Annotated in this window: 17 protein-coding genes and 1 tRNA gene; 13 read left to right on the forward strand and 5 right to left on the reverse strand. The window is 70.0% G+C overall.

Features of this window, described 5'->3' with window-relative positions:
* Positions 1 to 40 precede the first annotated feature (40 nt).
* The gene (locus AB0G35_RS29735; RefSeq protein ID WP_360955903.1) at positions 41 to 1771 is read right to left on the reverse strand and encodes a metallophosphoesterase; all 1731 of its coding nucleotides are present in this window, start codon (positions 1769 to 1771) and stop codon (positions 41 to 43) included.
* A 120-nt stretch (positions 1772 to 1891) separates the two neighbouring features.
* Here AB0G35_RS29735 and AB0G35_RS29740 point away from each other — a divergent pair, with 120 nt between their 5' ends.
* Complete coding sequence (locus tag AB0G35_RS29740) at positions 1892 to 2242, forward strand: metallopeptidase family protein (RefSeq protein ID WP_261956917.1); 351 nt, start codon at positions 1892 to 1894, stop codon at positions 2240 to 2242.
* A gap of 132 nt (positions 2243 to 2374) precedes the next feature.
* Here AB0G35_RS29740 and AB0G35_RS29745 read toward each other — a convergent pair whose 3' ends face one another.
* Entirely contained in the window at positions 2375 to 2572 is a 198-nt protein-coding gene (locus tag AB0G35_RS29745; protein ID WP_360955905.1) for a hypothetical protein, read from the reverse strand.
* A 4-nt stretch (positions 2573 to 2576) separates the two neighbouring features.
* Between AB0G35_RS29745 and AB0G35_RS29750 the strand changes: the two genes are divergently transcribed.
* The 3 genes from AB0G35_RS29750 to AB0G35_RS29760 all read left to right on the forward strand — a co-directional run bounded on the left by AB0G35_RS29750 (position 2577) and on the right by AB0G35_RS29760 (position 5936).
* Positions 2577 to 3137 (forward strand): hypothetical protein, encoded by a 561-nt coding sequence (locus AB0G35_RS29750; RefSeq protein WP_360955907.1) that lies wholly within the window; start codon positions 2577 to 2579, stop codon positions 3135 to 3137.
* A 269-nt stretch (positions 3138 to 3406) separates the two neighbouring features.
* A complete protein-coding gene (locus AB0G35_RS29755; RefSeq protein ID WP_360955909.1) occupies positions 3407 to 5680 on the forward strand; it encodes a DEAD/DEAH box helicase in 2274 nt (757 codons plus the stop codon).
* A 183-nt stretch (positions 5681 to 5863) separates the two neighbouring features.
* A tRNA-Lys gene (locus tag AB0G35_RS29760) sits at positions 5864 to 5936 on the forward strand.
* Positions 5937 to 6048: 112 nt separating this feature from the next.
* Here the strand turns inward: AB0G35_RS29760 and AB0G35_RS29765 are convergent.
* On the reverse strand, positions 6049 to 7551 hold the full coding sequence (locus AB0G35_RS29765) for a tyrosine-type recombinase/integrase (protein WP_360955911.1): 1503 nt from the start codon (positions 7549 to 7551) through the stop codon (positions 6049 to 6051).
* Positions 7548 to 8237, reverse strand: coding sequence for a transcriptional regulator (locus AB0G35_RS29770; protein WP_360955913.1), 690 nt, complete (start codon positions 8235 to 8237; stop codon positions 7548 to 7550). The genes AB0G35_RS29765 and AB0G35_RS29770 overlap by 4 nt, the downstream gene beginning before the upstream one ends.
* Before the next feature lie 95 nt (positions 8238 to 8332).
* On the opposite strand from AB0G35_RS29770, the gene AB0G35_RS29775 reads away from it, so the two are divergent.
* From AB0G35_RS29775 to AB0G35_RS29815, 9 genes are all read left to right on the forward strand, one after another.
* Positions 8333 to 8563, forward strand: a complete 231-nt coding sequence (locus AB0G35_RS29775; protein ID WP_360955914.1) for a hypothetical protein — start codon at positions 8333 to 8335, stop codon at positions 8561 to 8563.
* A 225-nt stretch (positions 8564 to 8788) separates the two neighbouring features.
* Positions 8789 to 10075, forward strand: coding sequence for a DUF3631 domain-containing protein (locus tag AB0G35_RS29780; RefSeq protein WP_360955916.1), 1287 nt, complete (start codon positions 8789 to 8791; stop codon positions 10073 to 10075).
* A gap of 470 nt (positions 10076 to 10545) precedes the next feature.
* A complete protein-coding gene (locus AB0G35_RS29785) occupies positions 10546 to 11316 on the forward strand; it encodes a DUF2637 domain-containing protein (protein ID WP_360955918.1) in 771 nt (256 codons plus the stop codon).
* 345 nt (positions 11317 to 11661) lie between these two features.
* Positions 11662 to 12222 (forward strand): MobC family plasmid mobilization relaxosome protein, encoded by a 561-nt coding sequence (locus tag AB0G35_RS29790; RefSeq protein WP_360955920.1) that lies wholly within the window; start codon positions 11662 to 11664, stop codon positions 12220 to 12222.
* Complete coding sequence (locus tag AB0G35_RS29795; protein WP_360955922.1) at positions 12219 to 13934, forward strand: relaxase/mobilization nuclease domain-containing protein; 1716 nt, start codon at positions 12219 to 12221, stop codon at positions 13932 to 13934. Before AB0G35_RS29790 ends, AB0G35_RS29795 begins: the two co-directional genes overlap by 4 nt.
* A gap of 275 nt (positions 13935 to 14209) precedes the next feature.
* Entirely contained in the window at positions 14210 to 14527 is a 318-nt protein-coding gene (locus AB0G35_RS29800; protein WP_360955924.1) for a WXG100 family type VII secretion target, read from the forward strand.
* Complete coding sequence (locus AB0G35_RS29805) at positions 14527 to 15774, forward strand: hypothetical protein (RefSeq protein WP_360955926.1); 1248 nt, start codon at positions 14527 to 14529, stop codon at positions 15772 to 15774. Before AB0G35_RS29800 ends, AB0G35_RS29805 begins: the two co-directional genes overlap by 1 nt.
* Positions 15771 to 16118, forward strand: a complete 348-nt coding sequence (locus AB0G35_RS29810; RefSeq protein ID WP_351533649.1) for a hypothetical protein — start codon at positions 15771 to 15773, stop codon at positions 16116 to 16118. Before AB0G35_RS29805 ends, AB0G35_RS29810 begins: the two co-directional genes overlap by 4 nt.
* A 113-nt stretch (positions 16119 to 16231) precedes the next feature.
* Positions 16232 to 16642, forward strand: a complete 411-nt coding sequence (locus AB0G35_RS29815) for a hypothetical protein (RefSeq protein ID WP_360955928.1) — start codon at positions 16232 to 16234, stop codon at positions 16640 to 16642.
* A 57-nt stretch (positions 16643 to 16699) separates the two neighbouring features.
* Here the strand turns inward: AB0G35_RS29815 and AB0G35_RS29820 are convergent, their stop codons facing one another.
* Positions 16700 to 17638, reverse strand: a complete 939-nt coding sequence (locus AB0G35_RS29820) for an SUMF1/EgtB/PvdO family nonheme iron enzyme (protein ID WP_360955930.1) — start codon at positions 17636 to 17638, stop codon at positions 16700 to 16702.
* Positions 17639 to 17647 lie beyond the last annotated feature (9 nt).

Consider the following 17647-nt stretch of genomic DNA (forward strand, 5'->3'; position numbering starts at 1 on the left):
GAGAAGCATATGGGATGGGCGGGCCGTTCGCCAAAACGGTTTACCCGGAGCCGTCGGAAGGCGTCCTGGTCGGCCGCGAGAAAGGCCCCGGTGAGCGGCCGGAGGACCGGCGGGGGGAAGGGCCGGAGGACGAGGCGGACGGGTGAGCGGAGCGGGTCGGCGCCGGCGTGGCGCCGGGCTGGTTCTCCCGCGGCAGATGGCGGCTGACCTCGGCGCGGGACAGACCCAGCCCGCCCAGCGTGATCTCGTCCCACGCCTGCAGCCGCTTGGTCCTGCGGTCCAGATAGAGCACCGACGCCTGGACCGGGGCGGGCTTCTTGTTCTGCACCGCGCGCAGTCCGCCACCACCCGTGGAGCCCTCGACCATCAGCCGGGTGCCCCCGGGGAGCGTGGTGTTCTCGCGGTGGTGGATGTGGCCGGCCAGCGCCAGCGGGACCAGCCCGTCGGTCTCCGTCACGGCGGCCGGGTTGTGCGCCAGCGCGAGGTCGACCGGCGTCCCGGCCAGCCGCTCGGTGCGCAGTACGTCGGCGAGCCGGCGGCCGGCGGCGCGCTCGGCCGCGTCCCCGGCCGCCACGACCGAGCGGTCCGGGGTGAACTGCGGATCGCCGGTGCCCGCGATCCGTACCCCGGCGACCCGGACGACCCGGCCGTTGTCGAGGACGGTGACGTGCCGGCGGCCGGACAGGTACTTCTGCGTGGTGCGCGAGTCGTGGTTGCCGCGCACCCACACGTACGGCGCGCCGAGCGTGGACGCCGCGTCGAGGAAGTGGTTCTCGGCGGCCGAGCCGTGGTCCATGGTGTCGCCGGTGTCGACGATCACGTTGATCCGGTACTGCTTCACCAGGGAGGCGATGATCCGCCAGCTGGCCGGGTTCAGGTGGATGTCGGAGACGTGCAGGACGCGGAGGGTGCTGGGGTCGGGCTGGTACGCCGGCAGCGTCGAGGTGGCGTCGTAGAGCTTGGTGACGTTGGTGACCAGCCGCGCCAACTCCTTCTGGTACACGTCGAATTCGCTGACGATGCTGCGCGCGTTGCCGACCACGGACGGGGCCGAGGACAGCAGCCCGGAGAACTTCGGCTCCAGGACCGAGTCCGGCTTCCAGGTGGCGTACGCGGTGCCGGCCGAGGCGCCGAGCAGGGCGAGTGCCAGGCCGCCGCACGCCAGGGCGCGGCGCGGGCGGCGGTAGACGACCAGGCCCAGCGCGGTGGCGCCGGCGGCCACGGCGAGGCAGGAGTGCGCCGCCAGCCGGAGGGCGCCGCGGGAGACGTCATGGGTGACCTCGTCCTGGAGGCCGGCGAACCGCTCGGGGTGGGCGACCAGCGCCTGCGAGCGGACCGGGTCCAGCCGGTCCACGTCGACGTCGAGCCGCAGCGGCGCGTAGTGGCTGCTCAGCTCCAGGTCGCCGAGCGGCGCCACGTCGATCCGGGTGCCGCCGGTCAGTGAGGGGCGCAGGGACATGCTGGTGTCCATCGGGCCGACCGGGGCGTGCACGGTGCCTATGAGGAGCAGCCCCAGCCAGGAGCCGAGCGCGGTCACGGCTATCAGGCCGAGCGAACGGGCCAGCGGACGCGGCGGGTCGAGGGGGCCGACCGCGGGTTCCGTACGGCGGAAGCGGGAGGGGCGGCGGACGGTTCCGGGCGGCGCGGATACGCCGTGCGGCCGGTCCCGCCTCGGACGCCACGAGGGGCGGAACGGGCGGGGCAGCCACCGGAGCAGGGGGTTTCGCGGCAGGTCGGGGGCCGATGTCCGGGAGCGCTCAGCACGGGCCATTGGCCCCGTATGCCCGGGCACGGTGCCCGTCAATCAGGGCGTGGCGACGTCGGTGGTGGTGCGGGACGGCGGGCGGGCCGCGACGATCGGAGGCGGGGATCGGTGGCGGAGAATGGTGGTGTGCTGGAAATGACGCGCGAGGAGTTCGAGGAACTGGTCGCCGAGGCGCTGGACCGGATCCCGCCGGACCTGACCCGGCTGATGGACAACGTGGCGGTCTTCGTCGAGGACGAGCCGCCGGCCGACGACCCCGAGCTGCTCGGGCTGTACGAGGGGACGCCGCTGACCGACCGCGGTGAGTGGTACGCGGGCGTGCTGCCGGACCGGATCACGATCTACCGGGGGCCGACGCTCCGGATGTGCGCGACGCGGGAGGACGTGGTCGCCGAGGCCGAGGTGACGGTCGTTCACGAGATCGCGCACCACTTCGGCATCGACGACGCCCGGCTGCATTCGCTCGGCTACGGCTGAGCCGCGGCGGCGCCCCGGCGTGATCGGCGGCGCGGGGCGCGTGTCCTCAAGTGGGGGGCGGGAGTTGGGCAGGGCGTCCGTGCCGCCGTCCCTGCGCTCCGGATCCGGAGGTCCCGCCGTGCGCCCGAGCCCCTACCGCCCCTCGCCGTCCCCCACCCCGCCGCCCGCCGTGCCCGCGGTGCCGCGGCCGCCGACACCACCGGCGCCGTCGCCGCAGTCGCCGGCACCGCAGCCGTCCGCCGCGCCGTCGCCGGGCTCCCGGTCGTCCGTGCCGCAGCCGTCCGCCGCGCCGTCGCCGGCGGGCCGGGCGTTGTCCCGTGCCGCCGTCACCGTCGTGACCCTCTCCGCGCTGGCCGCGTCCCTGGCCGGCTGCATGAGCGTCAGCGACCCGGGGCAGCCCAAGCCGTCCGGCGGCGCCGCGCGGCACGACGGCGAGGGCGGGCAGCCCGGGCCCGGCGGACCGACCGCCGACGGGCGCGGCGCCGGAGCGCGGCAGCTGGGCCGCAACGGCGAGGCCCGGCCGGCCGGCGGTGACGAGAAGCCGGGCAAGAAGTCGAAGTCCGCGAAGCCGAAGCCGTCCGAGGAGGGTGCGACACCCGGTCCGGTGGAGCCCTCGGGTCCGGAGCCCGGCGCGGGCGGCTCCGGCGGCCACGGCGGCGCGCCCGGACCCGCCGGCCCCTCGCCGTCCCACTCCACCCGGCCGTCCGCCCCGCCCGCCACCCCCACGCCCCCCAGCACGCCCACCGCCGCCCCGACCCCGCCGCCGAGCACCCCTTCGTCCCCGCCGAGCGCCCAGGCGTCCGGTCCGTCCCCGGTCTCGCCGATGTCGTCCCTCATCGGTCCGGGGGAGGCGGGTGAGCCGGGGCAGTCGGGCACCATGGACGAGGGGGCATGAGGCGGGGCCGACGGGGGAGCCGGGGGCGGGGCTCGCACCGGAAGGCCCCGGGGCCCGGCCCGTAAACCCAGGTCAGCGGCTTATTTGCCATACGGGGGGCGGAGTGCGTATGGTGGTAGATCGTTTGATCCCATTTGCCCGGCGCCAGAAAAGAAGCGCGCCGCGTGGCGCGTTCTCTCCCTTGCCGTGGCTGACCGCATTGAGGCGGTCGTTGTGAAACACACGGAGTTTGGGCGCGTGCCGAGACTCCGGAAGGTTTCGCATTTCGCATGTCCATTTCCACTGACCAGTCCGTCCTGCCCGCGAACGACGAACAGGACGAGCGGCAGACCGCCGAGGTGACCGAGGCCACGGCCGGGTCCGACGCGGAAGCCCAGGCCGACGCCCAGGCCGACACCGCAGCCGACGCAGGCGCCGACACCGACACCGACACCGACACCGTCACCTTCGCCGACCTCGGCCTCCCCGAGGGCGTCGTGCGCAAGCTCGCGCAGAACGGCGTGACGACCCCCTTCCCGATCCAGGCCGCGACCATCCCGGACGCGCTGGCCGGCAAGGACATCCTCGGCCGCGGCCGCACCGGCTCCGGCAAGACCCTCTCCTTCGGTCTGCCCACCCTGGCCCGTCTCGCCGACGGCCGCACCGAGAAGAAGAAGCCGCGCGCCGTCATCCTCACCCCGACCCGTGAGCTGGCCATGCAGGTCGCGGACGCCCTCCAGCCCTACGGCGACGTGCTCGGCCTGAAGATGAAGGTCGTCTGCGGCGGTACGTCCATGGGCAACCAGATCTACGCCCTGGAGCGCGGCGTCGACATCCTCGTCGCCACCCCGGGCCGGCTGCGCGACATCATCAACCGCGGCGCCTGCTCCCTGGAGGACGTACAGGTCGCGGTCCTCGACGAGGCCGACCAGATGTCCGACCTGGGCTTCCTGCCCGAGGTCACCGAGCTGCTGGACCAGGTGCCCGAGGGCGGCCAGCGGATGCTGTTCTCCGCCACGATGGAGAACGAGATCTCCACCCTGGTCAAGCGCTACCTGACCGACCCGGTCAGCCACGAGGTCGACAGCGCCCAGGGCAACGTCACCACCATGACCCACCACGTCCTGGTCGTGAAGCCGAAGGACAAGGCGCCGGTCACCGCCGCCATCGCCGCCCGCAAGGGCCGCACCATCATCTTCGTCCGCACCCAGCTGGGCGCCGACCGCATCGCCGAGCAGCTCGTGGACGCCGGGGTGAAGGCCGACGCGCTGCACGGCGGCATGACCCAGGGCGCCCGCACCCGGGTCCTCGCGGACTTCAAGGACGGCTACGTCAACGCGCTGGTCGCCACCGACGTCGCGGCCCGCGGCATCCACGTCGACGGCATCGACCTGGTCCTGAACGTCGACCCGGCCGGTGACCACAAGGACTACCTGCACCGCTCGGGCCGTACCGCCCGCGCCGGCCAGTCCGGCACGGTCGTCTCGCTCTCGCTGCCCCACCAGCGCCGGCAGATCTTCCGCCTGATGGAGGACGCCGGTGTGGACGCCTCCCGGCACATCGTCGGCTCCGGCACCTTCGACGAGGACGTCGCCCGGATCACCGGCGCCCGTTCGCTCACCGAGGTCCAGGCCGAGTCCGCCAACAACTCCGCCAAGCAGGCCGAGCGCGAGGTCGCCCAGCTCACCCGCGAGCTGGAGCGGCTGCAGCGCCGGGCCGGCGAGCTGCGCGAGGAGGCCGACCGGCTGACCGCGCGGGCCGCCCGCGAGCGCGGTGAGGACCCGGCCGAGGTGCTGGCCGCCGCCGCCGAGACCGCCGCGGCGGAGGTTGCCGCCGAGGCCGCCGCCGCCGAGCGGAGCGCCGCCGACGAGCGCCGCCCGGCCGCCTCCGACCGCCGTGACGACCGCGGCAACTTCGAGCGCCGGGACCGTCGTGACGACCGCCGTGACGACCGTGGTGGCTTCAACCGGGACGAGCGTTCCGGTGGCCGCTCCTTCGACCGCGACCGCCGCGACGACCGCGGTGGCTTCCGCCGGGACGACCGGGGCGACCGCGCCGGCGGCCGCTCCTTCGACCGCCGTGACGACCGTCGCGACGACCGCGCCGGTGGCCGGTCCTTCGACCGGGACCGCCGCGACGACCGGGGTGGTTTCGAGCGCCGGGACCGTCGTGACGACCGCCGTGACGACCGTGGTGGCTTCAACCGGGACGAGCGTTCCGGTGGCCGCTCCTTCGACCGGGACCGTCGTGACGACCGCGGTGGCTTCCGCCGTGAGGAGCGTTCCGGCGGCTACGGCCGCGACCGCGGTGACCGCGGCTTCAACCGCGACCGCGGCGACCGCCCGAGCCGCCCGTTCCACCGCGACGACCGCTCCGGCGGCTACCGTTCCGGCGGCGGCGACCGTCCCTTCAACCGCGACGACCGCTCCGGCGGCCGCCCCTCCTCCGGTGGCCACCGCTCCGGCGGTGACCGCCCCTACGGCCGCCGTGACGACCACCGTGGCGCCACCGCCGGCTCCTACGGCCGCCGCGAGGACAAGCCGCGCTGGAAGCGCAACGGCTGATCGCTGACCGACGCCGCTCACCACCGGGCCCGTACGCACACAAGTGCCGTACGGGCCCGGTGTGTTGTACGGTCGTGACGCCCTTCCCGAGGGCCCGCCGCGCGGCCCGCGGCACCCCCGTGACCTGGCCGTTCGGTAATGCCTTCGGGCTGCGGGACGTCCTCGGGCTATGCTGCTCGGTGCGGGCCATTAGCTCAATTGGCAGAGCAGTGGACTTTTAATCCATTGGTTCAGGGTTCGAGCCCCTGATGGCCCACCGGTCCAGCCCTCTCATAGGGCGCTGACCTGCAAGAACGCGCCCCGGCTACTTACCCTAGCCGGGGCGCTTCCTCTTGATCAGCCGATTGCGTGAGCGATGCGTGAGCGCGCTACACGGCCGGGTTCCTAGGGACGAGCCTCGCCGCGGCTTCCGCGGCCTCCTTGGCCAGCTCAGGAAGGACGCTCGCGTAGATGTCCATCGTGATCGTTATCGACGAGTGACCCAGCATCTCCTGGACCACCTTCATGTCCGCCCCGGCAGCGAGCATCAGCGTGGCCGCGCCGTGCCGAAGGTCGTGGAGACGCACCGGTGGAAGACCTGACGCGGTGACAAGCCGCTCGAACAGGTCGGTGACCTTGCCGGGGTGGAGCCACGAGCCGTCCTCGTTGGTGAAGACGCGGCCCGTGTCCACCCACGCCGTCCCCCACTTGAGGCGCTCCTTGGCCTGGCGGGCGCGGTGGGCCTTGAGCGCGCGGACTGTCGCATCGTCCAGGGGGATGGTGCGGAAGCCGCTGGACGTCTTGGGGATCGACTCCGCGACCTCCCAGCCGTCTTGGACGAGCTGGGCGGTCACGGCCAGCGAGCTGGCGTCCAGGTTCGTCTCCGACCACGGCTGTCCGCAGGCTTCGCCCCGCCGGAGGCCGCGGAAGGCTATGAGGTGCCACATGGCGTAGAGGCGATCCTTGGCAACGAAGTCCAGGAACTGCCCGATCTGCTCGGGTGTCCAGACCATGACGGGCGAGGGCTTGATGCCCGTCTGGCGCCACTGGGCGACGCGCTCGGCGGTCCAGAGCAGGGCCTTGGGCCGCTCGGCTGCTTCCAGCTTGACGTGGGCCGCCGGGTTGAAGGTGATCAGCTGCTCGGCGATGGCGTCGTTGAGGGCCGCTCGCAGCGTGCTCCGGATGTGCCGCCGGGCGGTAGGGCCCGTGGTCTTCCGGAAGGGCGGCATCTCGTCGATGGCCTCCTTGATCGCTTTGCGACGGGCGCGGTTCTCCAACCCCTTCCAGGGCACGGTGGCCAGCTCATCCAGAGCGGCGCGACGCGCAGCGTTCTGTTCGAGCACCTCGGCGTTGGCCTCGATGATCGCCGTGAACATGTCGGAGACCGTCCGGACCCGCAGGCGATCGATCCGCACATGCCCGATGCGCGGCTTGAGGTGGACCCGAATGTCGCTCCTGTACCGGTCCAGCGTTGACTTGCGGACGCGCTTGAAGGCGAGCCAGCTGTCGAGCCAATCGCCAACGGTGAGCCGGTTGGTGAGGTCCAGGCCGTGGTTTAGACGCCGACGGGTCTCCTCTATGTCCGGCAGGGGAGCCTTTTCGTTGCCGAGCTTCTCCAGCAGCGCGGCTACCTGGGCCATTCCTTCGGGATCGTCGGCGTCAGGAAGACCGAGCAGGGCCCGAACGTGGTCGAGGTCGGCCTGGGCGGCCTTGAGGGTCTCGTAGCCGGCGCGGCTGAAGGAGCGGCGGGTGCCGTCTTCGCGGGGCGGGAGTTCCTGGCGTATGGAGTAGGAGCCGTGCTTGCGGCTGGAGAGCTTGGGGCACTTCTTGCCGAGCGGTTTGCTGGTCTTGGGGTCGCGGCAGTAGCAGCGGCGGTGGGTGGAGCCCTTCAAAGGTCGTTCTCCTCGGTGATGGTGTGGTCGGAGTGGGGCAGGTCAATGTCGGTGAGCTCGGGCGGCAGGTAGGGGAGGAGGCCGCGGTCGCGGCGGATGAAGGAGCGGGCAATGCGCAGGCGTTGCTTGGCCGCTTCGAGCCGCTCGATGGCCGCGGCCCGATCGCGGAAAGCCTGGGCCCGCTCTGTGGCGTTGCTTGCCCGTTCACCTGTGGCTCGCGCGCATTCCTCGCTGAACATCGCGGCGCGGGCCTCGGTGAGAGCCGCGATGTGCTCGCGCTGGTAGCGGAGCATGTCGTGGTCGGCCAGGTAGCCGCTGTCATGAGCCGTGAACCAGTGCATGGCGTCCCATGGGGAAACCCGATGCTCGTAAGGAAGTCGCTGGACCTCGGCGACGTATCCGATCGGGTAGATCAGGCAGATCGGGTTCGTGTGCAGCGCCTGGGCCAGGACCATGACGTCGACCAGGGGCAGGGTGGCGCGGCGGCCGGATTCCATGTTGGCGATGACGTTGCGGGGGATCGGGTGACCGAGCTCTGCGCAGGCGTCGGCCAGGTCCTGGGCGCTCATTCGTAGCTCCTTTCGGCGTCGTCGGACCTCGGCGGCCACGGTGGCCATCACGTGGTCGGTCCATTCGGGGACGTCGTCCTCGTCGTCGTATCCAGCATTGGAATCGCGTTGTGTCATGGAGACACATTAGCTTCGCCATCCTGGTTCGAGTGGCCTGGAGCCGGACGTGATCGCAGCGTTCGCCGAGGGCTCAGTTATGGAGGAAGCGCCGCATGCGTGAGGACGAGATCACCGGCAAGCCGATCGGGATGAGCCGGGAGGAGCTGCTGGCCCTGCCCGCTGCCATTGACCTGGACACTGGCAACCGGGCGCTGGGCCTCGGGCGCAGCAAGGGCTATGCGCTGGCGAAGCAGGGTCAGTACCCGTGCAAGGTATTGCGGCTGGGCAAGGCGTACCGGGTCGTGACGGCTGATCTGCTTGAGCTGTTGGGCCTTGCCGCGTGACCGGGCTTTCCCATAGCAGGCTTGTCTGCGCTGAGCTGACACAGAATCGCTGGACTGCGGACAGGCGTGGACGTACTGTCCGTGTTCCCTCGCCCCGGCCAAGGAAGCGAGGAAGCCTCCGGCGGGCCAACGCCGGAGGCTCAGCACACTCCACTGCCCGCATTCCACGAACGACCTGCGTGACCTGGGCCTGCATGCCCGACGTCACCGGTAAGGAGCTGCCCTGTGCAACCTACGGCACCTGAGCCCCATTCCGCAGCCGGCAAAGCGGTGTGGCCTCCGGTTGCAGTGCCCGGCCGACCCGACCACTCCACCCCCGAGGCTGCCCCGTCGGCCGAGGACGCAGCGTCGGGCCCTGTGCAGGCCGTTGACCCTGCAGAGGAGGCGGTCCCGGATCTGGAGCCGACCGAGGGCTCCGCGCTGCTGGACGAACTGCGTGCGCAGATAGCCCGGTTCGTGATCCCGCCCACCCCGCAGGCATTGGACGCCGTCACGCTGTGGGTCGCGGCCACTCACCTCCAGCCCGCGTGGCAGCATGCTCCGCGCCTGGCGGTGGTGGGTCCGGCAAAGCGCTGCGGTAAGTCGCGGCTGCTGGACGTGCTGACCGAGACGGTGCACGAGCCGATGCTCACCATCAACACCACCCCAGCAGCGGTCTTCCGCTCGATCACCGAGGAGCCGCCCACGCTCCTGGTGGACGAGGCCGACACCATCTTCGGCACGCCGAAGATGGCAGAGAAGAACGAGGAGATGCGCGGCCTGCTCAATGCCGGTCACCAGCGCAACCGCTACGTCACGCGGGTGGTGGGCAACGATCACACGCCCCGCAAGTTCGAGACCTTCGCCATGGCGGCTCTTGCGGGGATCGGCGACCTGCCGGACACGATCATGGACCGTTCGGTAGTCGTCCGCATGCGCCGCCGGGCCGAGGGCGAGACCGTCCGCCCGTTCCGGTCCCGCCGCGACACTCCGGCCCTGCACCACCTGCGCGACCGGATCGCTGCGTGGGCCCGGCCGTTGCTGGATGAGGCCGCTGACCTGGAGCTGGTCATGCCGGTCGAGGACCGTGCCGCCGACACCTGGGAGCCCCTGGTGATCGTCGCGGACCTCGCTGCCGGACCTTGGCCACGTCTCGCGCGGGCGGCGTGTGCGCAGATGGTTGCTGCCGAAGCGGCGGCCGAGGAGGAGCACCCCAGCGGAGCGCGGATCCTCGCCGACATCCGCCGGGTCTTCGTTGCCCAGCGCGAGGTCGACAGCCTCTCCACCGAGGAGCTCCTCCACCACTTGCGCCAAGACGCGGAGAGCCCGTGGGCCGAGTGGGGGCGCAACGGACTGGGTGCCCGCGATCTGAGCGCGATGCTGCGCGAGTTCGGCATCAGGTCCGGCAACGTCCGCATGGCCGACGGGACGCAGCGCAAGGGCTACATGCGCAACAAGTTCCTCGACGCGTGGCGGCGCTACTGCCCCGCTGTGCACCCCGTCGACGCCGGCCCTGCGCCCAGCTCGGGCTGAGCCCCGCCCCTCCGGTTGCCGTCCTTGCCGTCCCTGCCGTGATCCCGCAGGTCAAACGGCATGTCGGCAAGACGGCAGCCGGGCTCAAGACGGCAACGCGATCACCAACGGCGCGCTGACCGTAAGGACGTCTCCCACATCAGTCTTGTGCCGTCCCAGGCGTCCCAGCCGTATCGCCGCAGGTCACAGGGGCTTGGGCCAAGACGGAAGACGGATCCGCAACGTCCACGCCCCCCGTGTTCCACCCCGAGGGCGGCGGTGCCGCAATACGTCGGCACCGCCGCCGAGACGGAACGCCAGTACCTGTGCCGTACCTGCTCTGACCTGCGGTTTCAACGGCCAAGACGGCCAAGACGGACCATGCCACCACCACAGGAGAACCCCGCTTGACCACCCTCGCACCACCCGCCGACCACACCGATCAGGAGACCGGTGGGTCCCGCACTCCTCGCTCAGGAGGGCAGCTGGTGATGACCAAGCAGAGCGCCGAGCAGTATGCGCTCGTCGCGGCCGGAATCGTCATCATCGCCCTGACCGCCGGTGGGTTCTGGCTCTCCTACGCGCACCTCGCCGAGGTCGCCGGGCAGCACGGACTCAAGAGTTCCCCTGTACGCCAATGGACCTGGCCCGCGACGTTGGACGCGTTCATCGTCGCGGGAGAGCTGCTGATGCTTCGCGCGGGCCTGCGCCGGGTCACCGACGGGTGGGCCATCGCCCTCACAGCTACCGGTTCGGTCGGTTCCATCGCGCTGAACGTAGCCGGGGTCAGCGGAGCCGGCGGGTTCGGAGCAAAGCCCCTGCTCGACTACGTGGTCGCTGCCGTACCGCCGACCGCTGCGCTGCTGGCCTTCGGCGTCCTGATGCGGCAGATCCACCAGCTCGTCGACCGGCCGATCGGCCGACCGGGACCGGCATTGGACGAGGCACCAGAGTCAGCGGCCAATGCTGCTGTCCGCGCCAGTGAGCCACCGGCTGGCAGTTCCGGCCAGTCGCCGAAACCTCAGCTCCGCGAATCGGACAGCAAGCCACGTGGGGGCCGCCCGGCTGGTGCCACGGTCGAGGAACTCGTGGAGATCGGTCGTATCGCCGCTGCCGAGCAGGGCAAAGTCACCCGGGCCATTGTCCGAAAGGCCGTACAGGACAAAGGACTGACGGTCAGCGGGGAACGGCTGACCGAGGTGATGGATGTCCTCCGCCCCGAGTTCGAAGCCACTGCCGACACCGGTCCAGATAGCGGCTGACCACTTGCCCCAGTGGGTGGTCGGAACCCCTTCCGGTCACCCACCCAGCCGGTCACGGCCCCACTTGTCGCCTGCATATCCACACCTGTGGACGGGGTGGTGACCGCCTGGAATCTGTCCGGACCGCCCCGGCAGCTCGCCTGCCCGCTCGTCCCTTCTGGAGAACCACCTATGACGCATGGCCCACACCACGCCGAGGATGCCCTCGACGAGCCACTGCCGCTGACGAAGTCCCGCGGACTGATGGACCGTCTGCGGCGGGCGTTCGGAAAGACGGCCCCTGGCGGAGCCAGTAGTACCCCGAGTCCGACTCAAGGCCGGTCTCCGGGGATCTCCGCCCCAGGGGTGGCGGAGACGGCCCGGCGCCAGGGGGCGCAGGACCAGGAGGTCGGGGCCGAGGGCGGCCCCGACCTGGACAAGCTCCACGCCGTCCAGCGCGAAATTCTGCGCCCCGTGCCAGCTGACGTCCTCGCCGCTGGCGAGCCCACCGTGCAGATCGTGCAGCCCACGATCCGCCGCTTCAACGGCACCAAGCGCACCGTCCGCATCGGCCCGCTGCGATTCACCGGCGACGAGCACACCCAGCTCCAAGAGGCCGCCGACGAGCACGGCTACAAAGGCGAATCCGGCTTCGCCGCCGACATCGTCCTCGCCTTCCTCACCGGCCGGTTCACCGCCAACCTTCCGCTGTCCGAGGACCGCCGCCGTACCCACATGTTTCGCGCTCAGGTGCTGCGCCAGCTCAACCGCATTGGCGTCAACGTCAACCAGATCGCCCGCGCCCTCAACAGCGACCGCACCCCACCCGACATACGCCAGCGCCTGGACGAACTCCACCGCCTGCTGGAACTGATAGCCAAGGCCCTGCGCCAGCCTGCGGACCCAGGGGAGGACGTTGCCGCATGATCGCCGCCATCAAGCGACCAGGTTCCAAGACCCGCGGTCTGCTCGCCTACCTCTATGGACCCGGCCGCCACGACGAACACCTCGACCCGCACATCGTCGCCGGCTTCGCCATGCTCGGCATGCCCGAGCCCGGCCGCGACGAGCACGCCACCCTCACCCAACTCGCCCGCCACCTCGACGAGCCCGTCGGCCTGCGCAACAGCGAGTTCGGCAAGCCTGTCCTCGACCACGTATGGCACTGCCCCGTCCGCGCCGCACCCGAGGACCGCTACCTCTCCGATGCCGAATGGGGCGAGATCGCCCAGCGCATCGTGGCCTCCGCCGGCATCGCGCCCGAAGGCGACGATCTGGCATGCCGCTGGATCGCCGTCCGCCACGCCGACGACCACATCCACATCCTGGCCACCACCGTCCGCGAAGACGGCCGCCGTCCCAAACTCCACGACAGCGGCCTCCGCGTCGGCGACGCATGCCGCGAGATCGAGAAGGACTACGGCCTGCGCCGCCTGAAGAAGGGTGACCGCACCGCCGCACGTCGGCCCACCCAGGCTGAGATGCACAAGGCCGAACGCCTCGGCTGGAAGCAGACCAGTCCTGAGTGGCTCCAGGGACGTATCCGAGCCGCCATTCCTCACGTGACCGACGCCGAGGAATTCATCGCTTACCTCGAAGCCGGCGGCATCGAGGTGCAGGTCCGGCGCGGCCCGTCAGGAGACCTTCTGGGATATGCCGTCGGCCGCCCCGGCGACCTCAACGAGGACGGCGAGCAGATCTTCCACCCGGGCGGCAAGATCTCCCCCGACCTCTCCCTGCCCAAGATCAAGGCCCGCCTGGAATCCAGCCAGCCCGAAGAGCACCCCACCGCCCGTCGCAACCGCCCGAGCACCCCCTGGCACCAGGCCACCGACGCTCTCGACGCCCTCCCCGCCGACCTCGCCGATGACGCACACGCCCAAGCGCACATCACCGCCCTCGGTGAACTGATCGAAGCCACCGCCCAGAAAGCACCCACCGCCCTGCGCGCTGAACTCCAAGCCGCCTCCAAGGCGTTCGCACGCGCCCAGCGGTCCCAGATCCGGGCAGAAGATCGAGCCGCCCATGCTCTGCGCAACGCGGCCCGCGACATCGCCCACACCGCTACCGCCCCCGACGGCAGCGCCCTCGCCGCCCTGGTCGCAGCACTCGTCTGGGCCATGATCGTCGCCGGACGCTGGCACGAGGCCAAGGGCCACGCCCACCAGGTCGACGCCGCCCGCCAGGCCCTCCAGCACCTCCAGACCGCCGCCGACCATGCCCTGGCCCCCACGCTCACGGACCTCGCGCAACGCCAGCCAAGGGAGGAGACCCGCCGCACCCTGGCCAGCGACGTACGCGCCGCCATCCCCGAGCACGCCGAACGGATCCTCACCGACACCGGCTGGCCGGCCCTCGCCACCATCCTCACCGACGCAGAAGCCCACGGCCACAAACCCCACCAACTCCTCAAAGAGGCAGCAGCCCGACGGGAACTGGCCACCGCCCGGCAGCCTGCCCGCGTCCTGATCACCCGCATCCAGCACACCAGCCGAAACCCCACCCCCAACCCCCGCGCCGCAGCAGCCCGCCTACGCACCACCACCGCGGCCCCGCACCCGCCCACCGCGCCCGTCCACGTCCAGCCGCCAACGGCAACAACGGCACCGGCCGAGCAGCAGCATCGCCAGCGTCGCTAGCTGCCCGACCCTGCACGACCGTCACTCCGCTGCGGCCCACAACGACCAGAGCTGGACGTGCGCCTCGGTGAACCGCCCCCTACCGGAATCCGGCCGGCAGGGGGCCGGCAGTCTTGTCCTGGGCCCACTGGCCGGGCGGTGCTGCATCGTGGCTGAAATACGCTCCCACCAGGGCGATTGTCAGTGCCGTATGCCATCGTCACCACCTGTGAGCCGACAGCATCGTCAGCGGCTCGCAACGGGTTACGAGCACACCGCCAAGGGGGAGGCACGGCATGGCTGGCGACGGCTTCGACGTAGACATCAACCAACTCAAGTCCGCCGCACCGACATTTCACCGAGAGTCTGTCGCTCTGGAACGGGCGACGGCAAAGCTTCGCCACACGCTCGCTGGGCTGGGGGAGCCCTGGGGCGGTGACGAGCAGGGCAAGAAGTTCGAGCACGCCTACGCTCCACACCAGGCGCAGATCGAGAAGGCAGCCGCGGCCCTGGTCAAGGGCCTGTCCAGCATCACCAAGGCCATGAACGACATGGCCGCCAACCACGAAGACGCTGACCACTCGGCCAAGTCCGGCGTTGAGGGCGGTAAGTGATGGGTGCTGCCGACAAGGCCAAGGAGATCGTCCAGGACCTCACCGGCATGTGGTGGCCGGAGGGCGACGAGGACGAACTCCGGGAGGCCGCCCGCGCTTGGCGGACCTTCGCCGATGACGTCGAGGACTGCACTGCCGCCTGCCACAAGAAGGCCCAGGACGTCATCGACAACAACAAGGGCAAGTCGATCGAGGCGTTCGGCGAGTTCTGGCGCAAGTACCACGGCGGCGGCAAGGGCTACCTCGACGACGTGGCCACCGCCGCCCGTGACATGGCCAAGGCCCTGGACAAGTACGCCGACCAGGTCGCCGAGGCCAAGAAGAAGATCGAGCACGAGCTGGAGATCGCCGGCGCGGTCCTGGTCGCCGGTACAGCCCTTGCCGTCTTCACCGGCGGCATCAGCGAAGTCGCAGCAGCCGGCGCCACCGAGGCGATCGTCGCCGCAGCGAGCTCGGCAGGTATCGCCGTCTCTGCCACCGTCGCCGAGATCACCGGCACGGTCCTGGCAACCGCCGCCATCGGCGGCATCGAAGCCATTACCGTCGACGTGGTCGTCGCCCAAGGCGGGCGGAATCTCCTCGGTGACCAGCACGGCATAAATCTCGCGGAGATCAAGGACGCTGGTGTCTCCGGGGTGCTTCTTGGCGGGGCTTTCGGCGCAGCAGGGCGTGGCGCCAAGGCTATCGCTGACGCAAGCGGCGCCAAGAACGTCCTCGGCAAGATGGAGCTGGACGGCTTGGGCGGCCCGCGCCTGCCCATGGCTGGCGAAGGGCCCGTCGGTCCAACCGGTCGTCCCTTGATGCGGAACGGTGAAGGTGGCGGTGGAGCCTCGCGTGAAGCGGGGCAGCCCAGTCCCGGGGACGCGCCACGTGATCACACCGCTCACTACCCAGTAGGTCGTCGGGGCAAGCAGGAGGAGACGAGCATTCGTTCCCCTGATGCGGACGACAAGGCCGTCAATCGGGGTAACAGGGAGGTCAAGGTAGCGCTTCCTGACGGCAAGACAGCCAAGAACGCCCCGGCCACTATTCATGGACGTCCGTACACGGGCCATGCCTTGGACCGGATGCAGCAGCGTGGATTCATGCCATCCGTGGTGGAAGATACAATTAGAAATGGCGAGGCCGTCCCCGGGAAGATTCCCAACACGACGGCACACTACAACCACGCAGAAGGCATGACGGTCATCACGAATACTGAGACCGGGCGTGTGGTGACGGTTTCCGGAGGGATCATCAAGCAATGAACAGCGAGATGGAGTGGTGGGCGAACCAACGCCACTTGGTGGAACGCAGCCTTGCGCAGTTCGATCGTCAGGAGCTGCCGCTCAAGACTCTTGCTGACGACCTGATGTCCTTCGCGGATGTGTTTGCCGATCGCGGGGAAGCGGCAATGGATGAGTTCTCCTCGCAATTGAACATGTCCGCTGCGGAGTGGCTGGAGGAGTTCCAGTCCGCAGCCTTCGGGGTAGAAGTCATCTTCTCCGTAGCTGTCGACCAGAACTGGGATACTCTCCCTTCCGAGCAGGTCACGGCCCTCAATAGTGAACTTGATCGGCTGGAGGAGCTTCTCTCTCGACTTCCGATGTAATGGCTTCTGCCTTTGCCTCCACCCCGCCGTCATGGCTGCCCCGCCCCTGCTACCGGCCGGAAAGAGGTAATGCAGATTTTCGAGGCAGACCAGGCGCGGGCCAACCTCGAACGATGGGCCCAGGACGCGCACGAGAATATGCTCAGGATCGCCGACATGCTCAACGCCCCGCCGAGCAATACGAGCAGGACGCGCTGATCCTGATCGGCCCGCTACAGGATTACGTGTCCAGGCTCCCGCTTGACGAATTCGAGCCAGACGACTGGGTCACCCTTCACAATGACCTGGCCGCGTATGTGGCGGATGTCGGAATTCGCGAACACGGGGCCTCATGGAAGGTCTTGGACGACGAGACCTCGCCCCGCGGCTTCCGGTACGTCATCCAAGGTGCGGCACGCGACGGCGAGGCTGGCTACGTAGCCCCGTTCGATGTCGTCATGGAGGAATTCGGAAACCTTCCGATCCAGATTGCGCGGATGCTCGCCAACGCAGAGGTGACGATCGGCGCGAATCCTCTTCTCTGAGGGCATCCAGCGTAGTCGCGGCCCGGTGCGTCGAGCGCCGGGCCGCAGTTCTGCGGATCAGCGGCGCCCCAATTCGAGCCCGGTGGTGATGCAGCGAAATCCCGTGTCGTTGTCGCTCATCGTCTCGGAGGCGTCGTTGAAGGCGGCTGGGTCGGCGCGGATGAAGGGGCTGGTGAAGGCGCTGCCTTTGAGGACACGTCGGCCGGGTTCCGATTCGGTTGTGCACCATTCCCAGGTGTTGCCGCACAGGTCGTAGACGCCGAAGGCGCTGACGCCGGAGTGGTAGCGGGAGACGGGGGTGGTGTGCCCTATTCCGGATTCCTGGACGTTGCACTTCGCGGCGGTTGCTGCGTCGCCCCATGGGTAGGCGCTGCCCTTGGCTCCACGAGCGGCTTTCTCCCATTGCTCGCTCGTGGGCAGGCTCTTCCCCGCCCAGGTCGCGTAGGCATTCGCATCACGCCAGGTGATCCACACCACCGGGTGGTCGAAGATGCTGTCGGGGCAGTGCCCATCCCGCCCCCAGTGCCTGGGGGCGGGATGGCCCGTCGCATCGGTGAAGCGAAAGTAATCGGCGTTGGTGACCGGATAGATGTCTATGAAGAAGGCCGGCAGCCAGCTGGGGGTGTTGGCCGCTCCGCTGAGATAGATCCCTTCCTCCACGGCAATCATCAACTTCCCGTCCACGGGGTGGCGATGACGTTGCGTGGCGGGAGCTAAAAGCGCTTCGGTGCGCTCATCGTCGCCCGCTGCGGCCCTGGCCGTCAGCAGCTGCGCGAACCGCTCCTGCACCTGCGTACCCGCGCGGACGAGCAACGTGTCGAGCGCAGCCTGATTGCCGGGGCGGGGAGTGATGTTCTCTCCGCCCCTTTCCCACTTGGACACCATGCGGTCGCTGACCCCGATCCCCGCAGCGAACCCGCGTACCGTCATGCGCATCGCCAGACGCAGGGCTTTGGTCTCACGCCCGGTCCAGCGCGCTACCCCCGGCCGGTCCATCCAGGCCGT

Origin of the sequence: Streptomyces sp. NPDC021749 (assembly GCF_040640655.1) — a bacterium.
In the GTDB taxonomy this organism is placed as follows: domain Bacteria; phylum Actinomycetota; class Actinomycetes; order Streptomycetales; family Streptomycetaceae; genus Streptomyces.